The following is a 17500-nucleotide window of genomic DNA, read 5'->3' as shown; positions in this document are numbered from 1 at the left end:
TATGCACTACATAATGAATTTTGAAAGGAGTCTTACAAAATGAAATTTTCAGTTGCTGTGAAAGGTGCGAATGTATCAAAGGATATTGAATGTTGCGATACCTTTCTAATTTTTGAGGAAGAAAACTCTAAGATCACCATGCGGCAAAACATTGAGAATTCCGGACATAAACTGGATTCACTGCCCGGCTTTCTTGAGAAGCTTAAAATTAAAGCGCTTCTTTGCGAAGACATGGACGGACAGACCGTGCAGGTGTTTGCTGAAAAAGGTATTTGCGTTATAACTGGTGTGTCGGGAAGAGCTGACAAAATCGCCGAGGAATTCGTCTTGACTGCGAAACAGGAGGCCAATATGAGATCTTGCCTCCAGCCCATGCCGAAGGTTCTCGTTTCCTGCCGGGGTCTAAACGGAGAAAACAATGTGTTGGCGGTAGGATATTGCGGTAATTGCAGCTATGCGCCACCCATGGTAATGGTCGGGATTGTTCCGACAAGATATTCTTATTCAATGATCAAGGAATCCGGTTGCTTTGTAGTAAACCTTGTGGATAAAAAATACAAAGAAACCTTTGATTATCTGGGGAGTCACAGCAAGCATGATGAGGACAAATTAACAGCAATGAATGTGCGGTTGCAAAATGGCATGAAAGTCAACGCACCCATTCTGCCCGATTGTCCGGTGAATATCGAATGCTCGGTGGTGGATTCCATTATGACCGGCTCCCATGAAATGTTCATCGGCAAAGTGGAATATGTCCATGCTGATGCTAAACTTTTAGACAGCAAAGGCGAGATAGATTTTACAAAAATAGATTTTATTTAATTTATGATAGGAATTTAAATGTTAACCGCAATTTGTTTCGTCGGAGGTACAAACAAATATGTTAAGTATAAAAATCATTAATAATCCTTCCCAAGGCACTATCCGTCTTTTGCTGCGTAAAATAAGCGATAAACAAGTAAAGACTAACTATTAAAAGTCAAGTCTAAAAAAGAAAGTTTATGAATGAATTGCAGAAATGCATTTCAAGTAAATCAGTACCTTGAAAACCGCATGACAAACAGAGCATCTTTACAGGTGCTCAAAAAGAAAATTATTAAACAGAAAAGTTAAGAGACTTTGTTGTATGCCTGTCCCGATTTTTCTAACCGATAAATGACTCTGACCAGCTTCTTCGCAGCATGAGAAACAGCAACGTTATAATGCTTACCCTCCGCCCTCTTTTTTGCAAGATAGGCGGCAAATACCGGATCCCACTTACAGACAAATTTAGCAGCATTAAAAAGTGCGTAGCGCAGATACCTGGAACCACGCTTTTCCATATGTGAATGAGAAGATTCCAACTGTCCGGATTGGTAGGTAGAGGGAGATAATCCAGCATAGGCAAGAATCTTATCAGGAGAGTCAAAACGGGAAAAATCACCGATTTCAGCTAGAATCATGGCGCCCATCCGGTAACTGATTCCAGGAATCGTAAGAATAGGGGAATGGAGTTCATCCATGATACGTTTTATTTCCTGTTCGATTTCATCAATTTCGGCATCTAATTCACCTATCAGCTTTAGGGTGTGTTTCAGTTCCAGAGATTTTACAGGCATATTCGAACCGATAGAGGCTCTGGCTGTTTCCCTGAACAGGATGGCGTTGTCTCTGCCGTAACGACCCTTAGAGGTTTCGTAAAGCAGATTGGTCAGTCTGGTAAGATGAGCAGAAGCAATCTGAAAAGCACCGGGGAATTCGCTTAGTAAAGCGGAAATGGAAGGCATATGAAGAGTGGGAACCAGCTTTTCCAGTTCAGGAAAAAGAATCGTAACCAGACGGGAAACAGAAGTTTTAAGCTTGGCGCGCTCCCTGACTTTATCAAAACGGTAACGGGTTAGTGACTTTAATTCCTCGTTGTGGTAAGATATGTCTGAGTAGGACTTTAAGTTCACATCAGACATAAGCATTGTAGCAATCGTATGGGAATCAACTTTATCCGTTTTCGTCTTTCTAAGGCTTAGACTTTTTCTGAAAAGACTGGTATGTAACGGATTGATAACAAAGGTGGTCAGACCTTTATCAAGAAGAAAGCCCAAGATGTTATAACTGTAGTGTCCAGTGGCTTCAAGGCCTACTTTTACATTGGTTAAATCATCTGTAGTGGAAGTGATCTTCTGATAGAGGACCTCAAAACCTTCCCGGTTGTTGGGAATGGTAAAGGATTTAAAGAGAATCTTCCCATCTGAGTTGGTGATAAAACAATCATGCTTATCCTTGGAAACATCAATCCCTGCGTATATCATAGCGAAACTCCTATTAAATGAATTTGATACTGTTTTAGACCACGGTGGCTCTCTGCGATTGTAACCTTGTTCTAAATAAACCGTCATGCGGTATCTAACTGATTAACAAGTGAACAAAGAGACTGTGGTTAGAGCCTTTACTAAACCATCAAGTGGTAGGAGAAATGAACTAATCCACAGTATCTAAAACAGCATAGCTCATACCTAAGAAAAGGTAAAGAAAAGCTATGACTATATAATACAAGGAGAAATTTATTATGAAAATTGCTGTTGCAAGTGAAGGCAAAATGGTAACGGAGCATTTCGGTCACTGTGAGGGTTTTGCCGTCTTTGAGGCTGAAAACAATCAGATCAAAAATAAGGAGTTTATCCCGAATCCCGGACATAAACCCGGATTTTTGCCGGTCTTCCTCCATGAAAAGGGAGTTAACGTCATCATTTCAGGTGGTATGGGCGGGGGTGCTGTTGATATCTTTAATGAAAAAGGAATTGAAGTTATTGTCGGCGCATCTGGAGAAGTTGAGAAGACCGTAAGCGACTATTTGCAGGGTAAGCTGAAATCGACCGGATCTATTTGCCATGAACATCAGCATGCTGATGAATGCGAAAGTTAAAAACCTGTATGTCCCGTTTCACGCTTTCATTTGATTGTATTCGGGTATTCAAATCCCCTGCAAGGTTGTGGTCGTTATGGAAATAAAGAGGAATGCTGAAATTATTGTATATGAAGATAATGAAGAATTTACCGACAGCAAAAATCTGCATGTTTTTAATAAGCTGTGTAAAATACTTGAAACTAAGGATATTTATATAATGCGATATTCTTTCGACAAAGATCGCGAGCAGATTAGACAAAATAAGGATTTGTGGCATTTGATTTGCTGTGCAGGTAGGGATATGCTTCCAGCTACCTATATTAACGGCAGAATAGAAAAAATCGAAGAATATCCTACAAAAAAGGAAATATACAGTTGGTTATTTGATAATCAGTAAATGTATTCTTGAAGAGAGAATGAATATGAAGAATAGAACGATGGAAATCTGTTGCGACTCAAAAGCGCTCTTTCTTCCAACGGCTGTGGCGTGATGTTTTTCACCGTTTCTTAACTGTTTCATGCTAGATCGATAGAAACGGCACAAGAAAAACAAGGTAACGACAATAACATAAATAGAGCCAAGGGCAAACCTATTGAAAAATAGGGGCGCAAAGCCATAGGGTCTACGGCGCTTTACACGCTATGATAGCCTGGCTGCAAAAAGCTTCGCAAGAGCCTGCCCTGTGAAATGGGCAGGCTCTTGTTCTCTTTTTCGGCTTTTGATGGAGCGTTTGGGTATCGGGATACAGGGCTTTCGCTGCCATGGCGAAGGAGGACGCTATATGCCCTATTGCCTTGACGATTCTGGGAGTTGGAAATAAAGACGGCTCTATCCTTACATATCCCTTCATCCTAACACAACTTTATATCGAGAAATTCAAAAAGTCAGTATTTTGCCAAGGGCGAAGTGCTGGCTTATTTTTTTCGACAAAAAAACTGTTAATTTTCCAAATTAACCCAAATTCAAGACTGAGCAGCTATCTGATCACTGAGCCACGTTGCCGCTCACCTCCGCTTCTGACATTTTGACTCATTATCAAAATTCAGAAACGGAGGACAAGCCATATGGCAGAAAAGAAAGAATATCAGATTAAGGTACAGGGTCAGCTTGTACCGGTTAGCGAGGAAGTATATTACACCTATTACCGCATGAAACGCCGGGAGCTTCATCTGGAGGAAAAGGATAAAGCACATGGCGTATTTCACTACAGCGCTTTAGATACCAAAGAAATTAATGGAGAGGATGCGATTCCAGACTCCATTTCTCTTCCTCTGGAGGATGTTGTCATGGACAAGCTGATTGCCGAAAAACTCCATCAGTGTCTTGCCCAGCTTTCTAAAGAGGAACAGGAGCTGATTTTTACTCTGTTTTTTCAGAATAAAAGCGAACATCAGATGGCTGCAGAAACAGGTATTCCCCGCATGACAATCCATAATAGGAAGAACCGGATACTGTCTCGATTGAAAAAACTTATGGAAAAATAAAAAATAATTTGGTCCAACCCCCTCACGAAACCGGATTAGTAGTGAGGGGGTTTTTCTATTCCCCTCTTGGTTCCTTGACAACTTCATATCCGATGACCTGAATACGTTAGCTGACGGGCTTTAAAAGGAAAAGCGACCCTGGGGGATGCGCCAAGACCACCTGTAGGCAGGCAGTAAGAAGAGCGAAATCACTTATTTTTGTTCGTGTGTTTCTTTCTGTCCCTATAAAAGACGGCCAAATAAGGTGCAAAGCGGTACCCATCCGACCAGAAAACAGGCTATGGCAGCCTGTCTCGCAATGACCCCGTCAGCCTATATTGATACTTCTGTCCAGTCACAGCCCCCTTTGAACAGGGGACCACGCAATGAGGGCAGCCGACAGAGATCCTGCCGGGGGTGAAATTCCCATGATGCGGTGAAGCCAGCCGCAGTTCAGGCCGTCGCCTTTGTTGTGTAAAGCATCATATGCTCTGCACACAGTGCTTGGGGAGTAGTGTCGAATTAAGCACAGATCTTAAGAGTCTTATTATAAAGACTTAATGTCAGAAGCGATGGGGATCACTCAACAGGTTTGCTTTTTATTGGAGCAAAATGAGTGGTCCCTATATTTGTGCCATTAAGGACAAAAGGAGGTGCGCATTTTGCATGAACAAAAAAGAAACATAAGACGCGGGGATATTTTCTATGCTGATTTAAGTCCCGTGGTAGGCTGTGAGCAGGGCGGCATCCGACCCGTTCTTATTTTACAGAATGATATCGGAAACCGTTATAGCCCCACAATTATTGCTGCCGCCATAACCAGTCAGCCCAAAAAGTGGCTTCCCACTCATGTTCAAATTGGGTGTATAGAGTCTCTACAGAAAAACTCGGTGGTGCTGCTGGAGCAGATACGCACCATTGACCGCATTCGGCTTTTGGAATACATAGGTAATGTTAGCAGGCTGCGGATGCTTTCAGTTGATAGGGCATTGGCGGTCAGTGTGGGGCTGACCATGACGGAAGTGATACTGTCGAAATGATGCAGTTATAAAAAAGGAAAATTCCATCAGAGATAAGGGGGATTATTTATGTCAAAGGAACAAGCAGCCAATGAAGTCAAATATAAAATCACATTGAAGTTCTTAGGAATCCTGCTTCGTAACGGTCTGATTACCAGTGAAGAATATGAAAAAATCGATGATTTGAACCGCCAGACTTTTCTTCCTCAACTTGCGAAAGTATATGTGTAATAACAGTAGCTATTCTAAAACTTGTGTGGTAATGTATGTTGCTAACAGGAGGAAATCCTGTTAGAAAGGAGGAGAAAGTCATGGCAGGCAAGCAGGAAAAAGTAAAAAAGATAACTAAAATAAATCCTGTAAAACCCCAGGTAATGATGCAGCTTCAGCCAAAAAAACGTGTCTGCGCTTACTGCCGTGTCAGTACAGATTCCAGGGAACAGCAAAATTCATTTACTGCACAGACAGCTTATTATGAAGAAATGATCAGCAGTCGAAGTGATTGGCAGTACGTCGGAATTTATGCAGATGAAGCACGGAGCGGAACGAAGTTGCAAAGGCGAGATGATTTCTTGCGGATGATGAAAGATTGCGAAGCCGGGAAAATTGATATGATCATTACAAAATCAATTACCCGGTTTGCCAGAAACACCGTTGACAGCATTAAAGCAATCCGAAAATTGAAACTGCTTGGAATTGCGGTGTTTTTTGAAAAAGAGAATATCAACACCTTATCTGAGAGCAGTGAAATGTTGTTGACCATCTTAAGCTCTCTAGCCCAAGGAGAGTCAGAAAGTACCTCAACCAATAATAAATGGGCGGCGGTCAAACGGTTTCAGGAGGGCACATTTATCGTATCAACTCCAGCCCACGGATACACGAATGTAGAGGGTGAGCTGGTAATTGATGAGCAAGAGGCTGAAACGGTTCGCTTCATTTTCAAGGAATATTTAAATGGAAAAGGCTCCTATGTCATTGCCAGGAAGTTGACCGAGAAAGGAATCCAGACCGTACGGGGTGCTGAAAAATGGTCCGATGGGGTGGTAAAGGAAATTCTTCAAAATCCAGTTTATACCGGAAATTTAATATTGCAAAAAACCTATTCTGCTGAGGTAGTTCCCTTTAAACGAAAAAAAAACAAAGGAGAGCTGCCTCAATATTTTATTTCTGAAAACCATGAGCCCATCATCAGTATGGAGGAAGCGGAAGCGGTCAAAGAGATTTATGAATACCGCCGCAAGCAGATGAAATTCGATGGCACAAAGTCACAAAATCGGTACGCATACAGCAGCAAGATCATATGCGGGGAATGTGGCGGAGTATTCAGACGACAGAAAATCTATATCGGAAAGCCATATGAGAAAGTGCAGTGGTGCTGTATCCAGCACATTGAGCATAAAGAGAAGTGTAGCATGACGGCAATCCGAGAGGATATTATACAAGATGCATTTATCTTGATGTGGAATAAGCTCTCCAGTAACTATACGGAAATGCTCTCCCCTATGCTGGAATCCTTAAAAAGACTGCGTGCGGATGAACAGCAGGAAAAGGAAATCAGGGAGTGTAACGAAAAAATAATGGAACTGTCAAAGCAGAGTCATATCTTAAGCGGCGTAGTCGCAAAAGGATATCTTGACTCTGCTATTTTTATAGAGAAACAGACCGCCCTGCAAATAGAGCTGGATGCCATGCGGAAAAAGAGGAAAGCCCTTCTGGATGAGAGCGGATTTGAGAGCGAGATTTTCTATACGGAACAGCTTATCGGACTTCTTGAAAGCCATCCGGGGATACAGGATACCTATCGTGAGGACTTATTTTTACAAAGTGTGGAACAGATTATCATCAAGGAAGGAAAGACCGTAACCTTCCGCTTAAAGAACAAGCTGGAGCTTTCAGAGCACTGCGGAAAGGAGGACTGCGATGATGCAAAGACATACGCCGATGGGATATCGGATGCGAAACGGAAAAATATTTCTTGAAGAAGAAAAAGCAAAGGTTGTAAGAAAGGTTTTTGCTGATTACCTTTCGGGAATTTCTACCTATGCCATAGCCAAGGAGCTCACAGCGAATGGAATCCTGAACGCAAACAATAAGCCATCCTGGAATCACGGCTCCGTCGGCAAGATTTTAGAAAATACCAAATATCTGGGCGATGAGATGTACCCCCAGATGATAGAAACGAAAGTTTTTGAACAGGTACAAAACCACAGAGAGGAACTGCGCCAAAGGCTTGGGAGGGGCATACAGCCCAATAGCATGAATACCCAAAACCCATTCAGCGGCAGACTTTGGTGCGGAGAATGCGGTGAGGTCTTTCGGAAATATGTAGAGAACTGCGGGAAACCTTCAGAAAAAAGCAAATGGAAATGTAAGCATTACATTTATAAGAACCGAGTCCACTGCATCTGCGGGGCAATCACAGAGAAACAAATAAAAGAAGTTTTTATCCTTGCAGTAAACAAGGTAATAAAAATCCCTTCCCTACTGGAGAAAAAACCAAAGGAAGCTCCAAAGCGTTACAATCCGGAATTTCGGAAACTGGATCAAAAGATAAAGGATATGGAGGCAGACGAACAGTTCTCCTCCAAGGAGCTGGCGGTACTAATTTTTCAAAGGGCAAGATCATTCTACCAGGCCGCACAGGTTCATGATTATGACCACCATACAGAAACCATGAAGCAGGTTCTTTCCGATAAGAAGCTGCAAACAGAATTTCATGAAGAACTGTTTTTACAGATAGTCAAACGGATGGTCATTTATGCAGACGGACGCATTGATGTGGAATTTATCAATGGGCTGACAGTCCATGAAACTTATAAAAATGGGAGGAACGAAAATGAAACATATGCAAACTGAGACAGAGAAAAACATAACCATTATGCCGCCAAAGGCGGAAGATGACTCAAATAGTAAGGCGCAGTCTAAAAAGTTAAGGATAGCGATGTACTGCAGGGTCAATACTCGGGAACAACTGCAAGATGGCAGAGATGAGGCCAGTGAAACCGTTCAGAAATTATCCATGGACTAATCGCTCAGAAAGCCTATAAAAACATAAAGAAAGGATGGAGAATATGCAAGCGGCGAGAAAGAAAAACATATCCATTATACCCTCACAACCAGCGTATGATAGGAGCATCAAGGTACAGTTAAAAGCCTTGCGGGTAGCGGCATACTGCCGTGTCAGCACCCTGCTGGAACAGCAAGAAAGCAGTTATGAAGCGCAAATATCTTATTATACAGAGAAAATTCAGCAGAACCCAAACTGGAAACTGGCAGGTATTTATGCCGATGATGGGAAATCTGCAACTAATACCAAAAAAAGAGATGACTTTAATGCCATGATTGAGGATTGCTTGGCAGGGAAAGTTGACCTGATACTGACCAAATCAGTCAGTCGCTTCGCAAGAAATACGGTGGATTCCCTGCAAACCATACGAAAGCTCAAAGAGAAAAACATTGGCATCATCTTTGAAAAAGAAGGTGTCAATACACTGGAGGCGACAGGCGAGCTTTTGATCACCATTTTAAGTAGCCAGGCACAGGAAGAAAGCCGCAACTTAAGTGAAAACACACGCTGGGGAATCGCAAGAAAATATGAAAATGGCGTGGTACTGGTCAACCATAAAAAGTTTTTAGGATACACAAAAGATGAAGATGGTGAGCTGATCATCGTACCGGAGCAAGCGAAGTTAGTCCGAAGAATCTATCGCCTTTATCTGGAAGGCTTAAGCACACAGCAGATAGCGGACACTTTCATGGCAGAGGGCATTCAGACGGTAACCGGCAAAGATAAATGGCATGATACGGTTATCGCAAAGGTACTCCAGAATGAAAAATACATGGGAGATGTTTTGCAGCAAAAGACCTATACAGTGGATTTTCTTACAAAAAAGCGAGTGAAGAACGACGGTATCGTACCTCAATATTACATCGAGGATAACCATGAAGCAATCATCCCTAAAGAGCTTTTTTACCAGGTACAGGAAGAAAGGGCAAGACGGGCAAGTCTCCATAAGCCATCCATTGCAAGACGGGCAAAGAAAGAAAAAAGTAAGTACATCTCGAAATATGTACTCTCGGACATCCTTGTCTGCGGAGAATGCTCCCACCCTTACCGCAGGCAGACATGGTCAAGGAACGGAAATCTTACCCCCGTGTGGCGATGTGAGAGCCGATTGTTAAACGGAACAAAAACCTGCAAGCATTCCGCTACTTTAAAGGAAAAACCCCTGCAAGAAGCGATTATGACGGCTGTGGACAGCGTGGTAGAAAATCAAAGGGAGGTTGTAGGAGCTTTCAGGGAAAATGTGATCCGAGTGATTGGCAGCTACACAACTAAAAACATAAAGACAGGGTTTGATGAGGAAATTGCCATGCTTCAAAAACAGCTCCTTACCCTAATCGAAGAAAATGCTAAGCAGGGAGCCGTCAATGAGGATTTTGATGAGCAGTATAGGGAAATTGCCGAAGAAATGCAAGCCCTTAAAATGAAAAAACTAAAGCAGGCCAGAGAGCAGAAATTGGCTGGCGAATATGGACAAAGGGTGGAAGGAATGGACTCCTGCCTTGGTAGGGTAAGCTGCAGGGTCGGAGAGTTTGATGAGGATTTAATCAGGCGTCTGATACTTAGGATCAGGGTAATCAGTGAATCTAAAATAGAAATACACTTTAAATCAGGTATCATCGTGGAACAAGAAGTGGCATTTTATGAAGATTGATACCACCAATGAGAGTGATAAGTAACAAGGAGAGATGCAGTATGAAGAATTAAGCAGGAGTGGAAATTTCCGCTCCTGCTTAAAAAACTGCAAAGACTAAAATCCCCAGTACGCTGAGGACTTTATTGTTGGCAGCTTTATCTTTATTAAATTAGACCTTGAAAAATGAGAGTTGTTATACCATTGCGGATGTTATGATATATATACAAACTAAACTGACGGCACTTTTGCCACCTTTTTTAATTTAAAAATAAATTTAAAAATACATTGACAATTATCTATATGACCGCATATAATAACACATAGATGAATATCTATGTGAGGTGATTTTAAGATGAATGACAAATACGCTGAAAACGTCGGATTGTTCAAAGCTCTTGCGGACACAAACAGGCTTATGATTGTGGATATGTTGTCCTGTGGTGAGCTTTGTGCTTGCAAGATTTTAGAAAAGTTCAGCATCACACAGCCGACCTTATCCCACCACATGAAAATCCTCTGTGACTGCGGCTTGGTGAGTGGCCGTAAAGAGGGCAAGTGGATGCACTACTCGCTGAACGGTGAAAAGGTACAGGAATTTAAAAACTTTTTATGTGCAATTACCACCGACAAAGAGGAGTGCATTTGCAAGGAAGGGGTGTGTAGTTGTGGGAAAGAATAAACAAAATCAAGGTATTGGCTTCTTTGAAAAATATTTGACTGTTTGGGTTCTGCTTTGCATGGTAGCGGGCATTCTGATCGGCAAGTTTTTACCCGCCATCCCCACATTCTTAGGACAGTTTGAGTATGCGCAGGTATCTATCCCTATTGCTATTTTAATATGGTTGATGATTTTCCCCATGATGCTCAAGGTGGATTTCAAGAGCATTAAGAATGTGGGCAAGAATCCCAAAGGACTTTTTGTAACTTGGGTGACAAACTGGCTGATTAAGCCGTTCACCATGTTCGGGATTGCAAGCCTGTTCTTTTTTGTGGTATTCAAAACGCTTATTCCAGCAGATTTGGCAAAGGACTATTTAGCCGGTGCTATTCTGCTCGGAGCCGCCCCTTGTACTGCAATGGTATTTGTGTGGAGCCATTTGACAAAAGGCGACCCCGCTTATACTGTAGTACAGGTTGCAACCAATGACCTTATAATCCTACCTGCCTTTGCGCCAATCGTAGCTTTTTTGCTTGGTGTAAGCGGTGTTTCCATTCCGTGGGATACGCTTCTCTTATCGGTGGCGCTGTTCGTTGTCGTCCCTCTTGCGGCGGGTATCATCATACGGACACAGCTTATTAAACAAAAAGGTGAGGAATATTTAAACAAGACATTCCTGCCGAAGTTTAACAACACCACCATTGCGGGGCTGCTCTTGACGCTGATTATCATTTTCTCTTTTCAAGGCGATGTTATTTTGGAAAATCCGCTGCACATCATCTTGATTGCGGTACCTCTGATTATTCAGACATTTTTGATTTTCTTTATTGCATACTTAGCAAGTAAGGCGCTTAAACTGCCGCACAACATCGCCGCCCCGGCTGGAATGATTGGCGCGTCAAACTTCTTTGAGCTTGCGGTTGCGGTTGCCATCGCTCTGTTCGGTGCACAGTCGCCGGTAGCCTTGGCTACTATTGTGGGTGTACTGACCGAAGTGCCTGTTATGCTGATACTCGTTAAAATTGCGAATAATACAAGGAGGTATTTTCCAGAATGAAACAGCTTGTCATTGATTTTCTATATCTTGATTTGAATACCTGTGGGCGGTGCATGGCAACGGATGAAACTCTCAAACAGGCGCTTGAAGTCCTGTCAGGAGTATTTGATACCCTTGGGTTTGAAATCAAGGTCAATTCGGTCAACATTACATCGCGGGAGCTTGCGGAGGAATACCGCTTTATAAGTTCCCCAACTATCCGCGTGAATGGCGTGGATAGTTGCAGCGAGCTTGTGGAAAGCAACTGTGCAGATTGCGGCGACCTCTGCGGTGATAGCGTGGATTGCAGGGTATTTCTCTATGAGGGCAAGGAATATGAGCAGCCACCCGTCCCGATGATTGTGGACGGTATCCTAAAGGCCATCTATGGCGGGCAGCCTCAAACAGAAGAAGCCTATACGCTTCCAGACAATCTCGAACGGTTTTTTACAGGAAAAAGCGGCTGCTGTGATAGTGGCTATTGCTGTTCTGATACACCATCCAACACTAATTTAAGGAGTGACTTTTCCATGAAAACAATGTCTATCTATGAACCGGCTATGTGCTGTGAAACTGGTATCTGCGGCATCGGAGTTGACTCCGAATTGCTTCGCATTTCCACCGTGTTTAATAATCTGCAAAGGAACGGCATTACCGCCGCCCGTTTCAACTTGAACAGCGCCCCACAAGCGTTCATCAACAACACCGACATCAACAAACTCATCATGGGGGACGGCGTGGAATCTTTACCTGCCACGGTCATTGATGGCAAAATCGTTAAGACGAAGGCGTACCCCACCAATGAGGAAATCGCAGCATGGCTGGAAATCCCGGCTTCGTACCTGGAAGCGACTGAAACGAAAAAGGTGAATGGCGGGTGCTGCTGCTCGGAGGGCTGCTGATGATGAAACCATTTGACTTGCAACATCTAAACCTTACAAAATACCTGTTCTATACTGGTAAGGGGGGCGTTGGGAAAACCTCTATCGCCTGTGCTACCGCGGTGACCCTTGCCGACAGTGGGAAGAAGGTGCTGCTTGTCAGCACCGATCCCGCTTCCAACTTGCAAGATGTGTTCAACACTGAGCTTAATGGTAAAGGCGTACCAATTGCGGAAGTGCCGGGGCTTATCGTTGCCAATCTTGACCCGATACAAGCGGCAGCTCAATACCGTGAAAGTGTTGTGGGCCCCTATCGTGGAAAGCTGCCGGAATCGGTTATCACCAACATGGAGGAACAGCTTTCCGGCTCCTGCACAGTGGAGATCGCCGCTTTCAATGAGTTTACAAACTTTATCACGGATGAAGCTGCCGCAAAGGAATACGATCACATTGTCTTCGATACCGCCCCGACTGGACACACCCTAAGGATGCTGCAACTGCCCAGCGCATGGAGTAATTTTATCAGCGAATGCACACATGGAGCATCCTGTTTGGGGCAGCTTTCCGGCTTGGAAGAGCGCAAGGAAATGTACAAAGAAGCAATGGACACTTTAGCAGACAGCAAATTGACAACCCTCGTCCTCGTTTCCCGCCCCGAAAGCGCTCCCCTCAAAGAAGCAGAACGAGCTTCAAAAGAGCTTGCCGACTTGGGCGTACACAATCAGCTTTTAATTATCAACGGGGTGCTTTCCTCCTTTGATGATGGCATATCCGAAAGCCTATATACTAAACAGCAAAAGGCTCTTGTCGATATGCCCGTCGGACTGAAAGGCATCGCCGTCTACGTTGTGCCGCTCCGTGCCTACAATATTACCGGCATGGAAAATGTCCGCAATTTGCTCCAAAAAGACAGCCTTACCATGAACAATGAAATCCTGCATACCACAGATATTCCAACGCTCCGCAAGGTCATTGACGATTTGGATGCAAGCGGTAAAAAGGTCATTTTTACAATGGGCAAGGGCGGCGTTGGGAAAACGACGATTGCCGCCGCCATCGCACTTGGTCTGTCGGCCAAAGGGAAAAAGGTGCATCTGACCACCACCGACCCCGCCGCCCATCTAAAGTTTGTCATGGATGAAACAAGTAGCATTACCATGAGCCATATTGATGAAAAAGAAGAACTTCGACGCTATCAAGAAGAAGTGCTGAAAAAGGCGCGGGAAACCATGTCGGCAGATGATGTGGCCTATGTGGAGGAAGATTTGCGTTCCCCCTGCACACAGGAGATTGCTGTATTCCGTGCCTTTGCCGAGATTGTGGAACGGGCTGAAAATGAGATTGTTGTCATTGATACTGCGCCCACAGGCCATACACTACTGCTTCTGGATTCCACCCAAAGCTACCACCGTGAGGTAAAGCGCACACAAGGCGATATACCCGAAGCCGTTAAAAAGCTGCTACCCCGGCTTCGCAATACCGATGAAACGGCGGTTATCATCGTGACCCTTGCGGAAACCACGCCCGTCTATGAAGCCGTGCGTTTAGAGGAAGATTTGAAGCGCGCCGAGATTGCGACAAAATGGTGGATTATTAATTCGTCACTATATACTACTGAAACAAGCAATCTTCTTCTAAGGGCGAAAGCAAGCCATGAAATTGAATGGATAAACAAGGTGGATGAACTGTCCCACGGCAATTTCGCTGTTATCAAGTGGAGTGCGGAGGATGTTAAGGGTAGTTATTTACTTTCGCTTTTAGGAGGGAAGTAGGTATGAAAAAGGTTGCATTTATATGTGTGCATAATTCCTGCCGCTCACAAATTGCAGAAGCCCTTTGCAAACATTTTGCAGGGGATGCGTTGGAGAGCTATTCAGCCGGAACAGAAACAAAGCCGCAAATCAATCAAGATGCTGTGCGGCTTATGAAAGAACTTTATGGAATTGATATGGAAAAGACGCAGTATTCCAAGCTATTGTCTGATATCCCGCCCGTAGATATTGTTGTTACAATGGGCTGCAATGTACAGTGTCCATTCCTGCCCTGCAAGCACCGTGAGGATTGGGGGCTTGATGATCCGACAGGCAAGAGTGATGAGGAATTCATTAAGGTCATAAAGACTATTGAAGCAAGGGTAAAAAAATTGGCAAGGGTCACTATATGAGAATTCTATAAATTCTAAGTAAGGCGCAGCCATCAAACAGGTAGAAGTAAGATGCCTATTTCTGTTGAAAAACTGCTAAGACTAAAGCCCTCAGTACGCTGGGGGTTTTATTGTTGGCAGCTTTTATCTTTATTAAATTAGACATCGAAAAATGAGAGTTGTCATGCTATAATCAATACAGTTATTTTTTATAAAAAACAAAGGTTGAGCGTCGGAACTGTTGAAGATATATCCTGACGCCAAGGGGGTACCAGGCTCGATGGTCATCAGAATTGCAGCAACAAGGCATTGCGAGGTCGTGGTAAACATGACGTATTGTGGTGATAAGAAGAAATAGCGGGGTTGAACCACAAGATGTTGTTATTATAAGCAGAGATAGAAGCTAAAAAGTGAAAAGCAGAATGGTCAGTACGGTTATTCCGCTTTTCACTTTTTAGGGTTCTCTTGCAGAGATATCTTTGCGGAGTCGCTTTTGGGAGTGAGCCGGTCATGCTGGATGACTTTCTCTCCAGTACTGACAGTAATCTTTTCTTTAAAGAGTAACGTGTATTGTGGTTGCCCAATCGTATAATCTTTCTTTTCTTTAGGAAAAAAGGAACGACAGAAAAATCGTCCTACAGTTTCTTTTTCCTTGATAAAAATATAAATATCATTCCCAGAAAAAGCGGTGGACAAAAGGTAGTCTGTTTCAATTAGGGAAAATTGATTCTGTTTTTCATTATAGCGGAAGATCAGTTTATTGCTGTCAAAAATCTGCTCGATATAGGAAAGGGGAGTGAAGCGGTTTTCAATCTGTCCTATGTAACGACTCTTACAGATGGAAGGATACGTGATTGTTCTGTTCAGGATTCCGAAATAAACGGATTCCTGGTTCTGCGTTGCAATACGCAGGTCTTTTAATTTCCCAAGCCCCATGAGATGATGAAAGTCGATAGGTTTAAATTCAATGGTGATATCTACAGATTTTCCTTTGCGCCCGATAATCAGATGGTACTGTGCATCGGAATAGTTAATACTTAGAAGGTATGGTATGTGTTTTGGGTTATTGTTAAATGTATTTGAACACATGTCGAGACTGTTGTAAAATTAGAACGGAGAGAAAAATAGAAGGGGATAATTTTATGGAACCATCGAAACGTGATTGGAAACTTTATAGAGAAAAAGTATCTGGTTGGCAGGAACATTATATGGAGCGGCTCATTGAGGATTATGTTGCTTACTTAAACAGTAATGAACCTGCTTCAACAAAGTTTTGGACAATGGAGAAGCGTATGAAACAGGATAAGAAAACACCTGGGGTCTGTATAGAACTTAGTAAAAGAAATATGATATTTGATCTAGTCCGTTTTTTGCAGGATGAAGTAATTGTATTTGATGATTTGGACGAATTTTCAGAGGAACTAAGGGAAAGCGTAAAGCTTTTGAAGGAAAGATTCGGCTGATTAAAATGTAAAAGGACGGACTACTACGAATGGAGGTGTGAGTACAGATATGTATATATGGAAAAATGTAACCGAAAGAAACAGTCATTCCCGTTCAATTGATGGAAACGGAAGACAACCATCATTAAAGAAAGGCCCAAAATAGCATGAATGAATTGGAACAATACAAAGAAAGACTGCGTATCGCTTTGAGTGCTGCAAGGATCTGTATTTTTGAAGTTGACATTTTGCGGCAGCAATACACCTTTTTTGAAAACGCGGAGACCATATTCGGCGTTTCAGGGGATGATATTCTAAAAGACGTGCAGCCCTACAGCGTGTTGGAGCCGGAAGCATACCGACTGGCTGTTAGCGAATATTTTTCACATCCGGATGATTGGGAAGTGATCGAGGATGCTTTTGCACAAATTCTGAACGGCAAACCGGCGATCTATGATGCCCGCATGAAAGCCGGAGGGTCTGGGTTTATATGGTGCAGGATCCATGTGACTCCTATCATAGAAGATAATAAGCCCGTAAGAATGATCGGCGTAATCATGGATATAACTGATACAAAGAAAAAGACCGAAAGCTTGGAACAAGCTGTCAACCGGGATGCTTTTACAGGCTTTTACAATAAAGAATATTCCATCACATTGATTCGTGATATCCTGGAGGAACGTAAAAATTTACAGCATGCTCTTGTAATATTGGATATTGACAATTTTAAGCATTTTAATGATACTTATGGACATGATCAGGGTGATAGGATTATCAAATCGCTGTCCCGGACAATTAAAATGTCATTCCGTAAAACAGACATACTGGGCCGCTTTGGCGGTGACGAATTTATTATATTTATTCCGGATATCGAAGATGAGAAATGGCTGTACCGTAAGCTTCAGAATCTGAGCCGTTTGGAGATTGATGATTTTGTCTGCACGAACAGTATGGGAGTTGCTGTTTTTCCCAGGGAGGCGGCAAATTTTAACCTTCTATTTAAAAAGGCGGATATAGCGCTTTACCATGCCAAGATCTCAAAGGAAAAGCCTGTATTCTTTTCAGAACTTGACAGAAGCGAACAAGAGATCCCCTTGCGCTAAGGCGGACTCCGTTTCTTCAGACATCATTATTAACCGGATTTCCTATTGACGCGAACACTGTGCCGCGCTGTATTCTTGGGCTTAAATGGTCTAAAATGTCTTCTCGCCTTCCAAGAATAAACGTATACATACCCGCAGATAATATTACCCCTCATCCCGATACTATACTGGGA

19 protein-coding genes, 1 pseudogene and 1 riboswitch are annotated in these 17500 nt (G+C 43.0%); of the genes and pseudogenes, 18 read left to right on the top strand and 2 right to left on the bottom strand.

Annotated elements, in window-relative coordinates; all coding sequences use genetic code 11:
* The first annotated feature begins 39 nt into the window (after positions 1-39).
* Entirely contained in the window at positions 40-822 is a 783-nt protein-coding gene (locus CLFS41_RS31040; protein ID WP_278280163.1) for a flavin reductase, read from the top strand.
* A 287-nt stretch (positions 823-1109) separates the two neighbouring features.
* Here CLFS41_RS31040 and CLFS41_RS23410 read toward each other — a convergent pair whose 3' ends face one another.
* A complete protein-coding gene (locus CLFS41_RS23410; protein WP_024291828.1) occupies positions 1110-2285 on the bottom strand; it encodes an IS110 family transposase in 1176 nt (391 codons plus the stop codon).
* A gap of 254 nt (positions 2286-2539) precedes the next feature.
* On the opposite strand from CLFS41_RS23410, the gene CLFS41_RS23405 reads away from it, so the two are divergent.
* The 15 genes and pseudogenes from CLFS41_RS23405 (at position 2540) to CLFS41_RS23340 (ending at position 14803) form a co-directional block, all read left to right on the top strand.
* Complete coding sequence (locus CLFS41_RS23405) at positions 2540-2899, top strand: NifB/NifX family molybdenum-iron cluster-binding protein (protein WP_045093609.1); 360 nt, start codon at positions 2540-2542, stop codon at positions 2897-2899.
* A gap of 76 nt (positions 2900-2975) precedes the next feature.
* The gene (locus tag CLFS41_RS23400) at positions 2976-3278 is read left to right on the top strand and encodes an arsenic metallochaperone ArsD family protein (RefSeq protein WP_045093608.1); all 303 of its coding nucleotides are present in this window, start codon (positions 2976-2978) and stop codon (positions 3276-3278) included.
* Between the two features lie 176 nt (positions 3279-3454).
* Positions 3455-3543: riboswitch (cyclic di-GMP riboswitch) on the top strand.
* A 403-nt stretch (positions 3544-3946) separates the two neighbouring features.
* Entirely contained in the window at positions 3947-4366 is a 420-nt protein-coding gene (locus tag CLFS41_RS23395; protein WP_045093607.1) for a sigma-70 family RNA polymerase sigma factor, read from the top strand.
* A gap of 641 nt (positions 4367-5007) precedes the next feature.
* The gene (locus CLFS41_RS23390) at positions 5008-5385 is read left to right on the top strand and encodes a type II toxin-antitoxin system PemK/MazF family toxin (RefSeq protein WP_045093606.1); all 378 of its coding nucleotides are present in this window, start codon (positions 5008-5010) and stop codon (positions 5383-5385) included.
* Positions 5386-5433: 48 nt separating this feature from the next.
* Positions 5434-5595, top strand: coding sequence for an SHOCT domain-containing protein (locus CLFS41_RS30495; protein ID WP_200895109.1), 162 nt, complete (start codon positions 5434-5436; stop codon positions 5593-5595).
* An 80-nt stretch (positions 5596-5675) separates the two neighbouring features.
* A complete protein-coding gene (locus CLFS41_RS23385) occupies positions 5676-7343 on the top strand; it encodes a recombinase family protein (RefSeq protein ID WP_045093605.1) in 1668 nt (555 codons plus the stop codon).
* A complete protein-coding gene (locus CLFS41_RS23380) occupies positions 7285-8220 on the top strand; it encodes a recombinase family protein (RefSeq protein WP_045093604.1) in 936 nt (311 codons plus the stop codon). The genes CLFS41_RS23385 and CLFS41_RS23380 overlap by 59 nt, the downstream gene beginning before the upstream one ends.
* The gene (locus CLFS41_RS23375) at positions 8201-8392 is read left to right on the top strand and encodes a hypothetical protein (protein WP_045093603.1); all 192 of its coding nucleotides are present in this window, start codon (positions 8201-8203) and stop codon (positions 8390-8392) included. The genes CLFS41_RS23380 and CLFS41_RS23375 overlap by 20 nt, the downstream gene beginning before the upstream one ends.
* Before the next feature lie 43 nt (positions 8393-8435).
* A complete protein-coding gene (locus CLFS41_RS23370) occupies positions 8436-10082 on the top strand; it encodes a recombinase family protein (protein ID WP_045093602.1) in 1647 nt (548 codons plus the stop codon).
* Between the two features lie 334 nt (positions 10083-10416).
* Positions 10417-10743, top strand: coding sequence for a metalloregulator ArsR/SmtB family transcription factor (locus CLFS41_RS23365; RefSeq protein ID WP_045093601.1), 327 nt, complete (start codon positions 10417-10419; stop codon positions 10741-10743).
* Positions 10730-11779 carry an ACR3 family arsenite efflux transporter gene (gene arsB / locus CLFS41_RS23360; protein WP_045093600.1) on the top strand — a complete coding sequence of 350 codons (1050 nt, stop codon included), beginning with the start codon at positions 10730-10732 and terminating at the stop codon, positions 11777-11779. Before CLFS41_RS23365 ends, arsB begins: the two co-directional genes overlap by 14 nt.
* Positions 11776-12117: pseudogene (locus CLFS41_RS30825) on the top strand (DUF2703 domain-containing protein); the annotation flags it as partial. The gene arsB and the pseudogene CLFS41_RS30825, both read left to right, overlap by 4 nt.
* A gap of 171 nt (positions 12118-12288) precedes the next feature.
* Entirely contained in the window at positions 12289-12660 is a 372-nt protein-coding gene (arsD, locus tag CLFS41_RS23350; RefSeq protein ID WP_045093690.1) for an arsenite efflux transporter metallochaperone ArsD, read from the top strand.
* Complete coding sequence (arsA, locus tag CLFS41_RS23345) at positions 12660-14411, top strand: arsenical pump-driving ATPase (protein ID WP_152649067.1); 1752 nt, start codon at positions 12660-12662, stop codon at positions 14409-14411. Before arsD ends, arsA begins: the two co-directional genes overlap by 1 nt.
* Positions 14412-14413: 2 nt before the next feature.
* Positions 14414-14803 (top strand): arsenate reductase ArsC, encoded by a 390-nt coding sequence (locus CLFS41_RS23340; protein ID WP_045093599.1) that lies wholly within the window; start codon positions 14414-14416, stop codon positions 14801-14803.
* Between the two features lie 426 nt (positions 14804-15229).
* Here CLFS41_RS23340 and CLFS41_RS23335 read toward each other — a convergent pair whose 3' ends face one another.
* Positions 15230-15871: a PBECR4 domain-containing protein gene (locus CLFS41_RS23335; RefSeq protein WP_045093598.1), complete on the bottom strand. Its 642-nt coding sequence runs from the start codon at positions 15869-15871 to the stop codon at positions 15230-15232.
* 53 nt (positions 15872-15924) lie between these two features.
* Here CLFS41_RS23335 and CLFS41_RS23330 point away from each other — a divergent pair, with 53 nt between their 5' ends.
* Both CLFS41_RS23330 and CLFS41_RS23325 read left to right on the top strand, forming a co-directional pair.
* A complete protein-coding gene (locus CLFS41_RS23330; protein WP_045093597.1) occupies positions 15925-16245 on the top strand; it encodes a hypothetical protein in 321 nt (106 codons plus the stop codon).
* A gap of 146 nt (positions 16246-16391) precedes the next feature.
* Positions 16392-17327, top strand: a complete 936-nt coding sequence (locus tag CLFS41_RS23325; protein ID WP_007865836.1) for a sensor domain-containing diguanylate cyclase — start codon at positions 16392-16394, stop codon at positions 17325-17327.
* Positions 17328-17500: the final 173 nt, after the last annotated feature.

Source organism: Clostridium sp. FS41 (assembly GCF_000954015.1).
Classification (GTDB): domain Bacteria; phylum Bacillota; class Clostridia; order Lachnospirales; family Lachnospiraceae; genus Enterocloster; species Enterocloster citroniae.
Note: the sequence above shows the minus strand (reverse complement) of the source record. Positions and strands in the feature narration are given on the sequence as shown.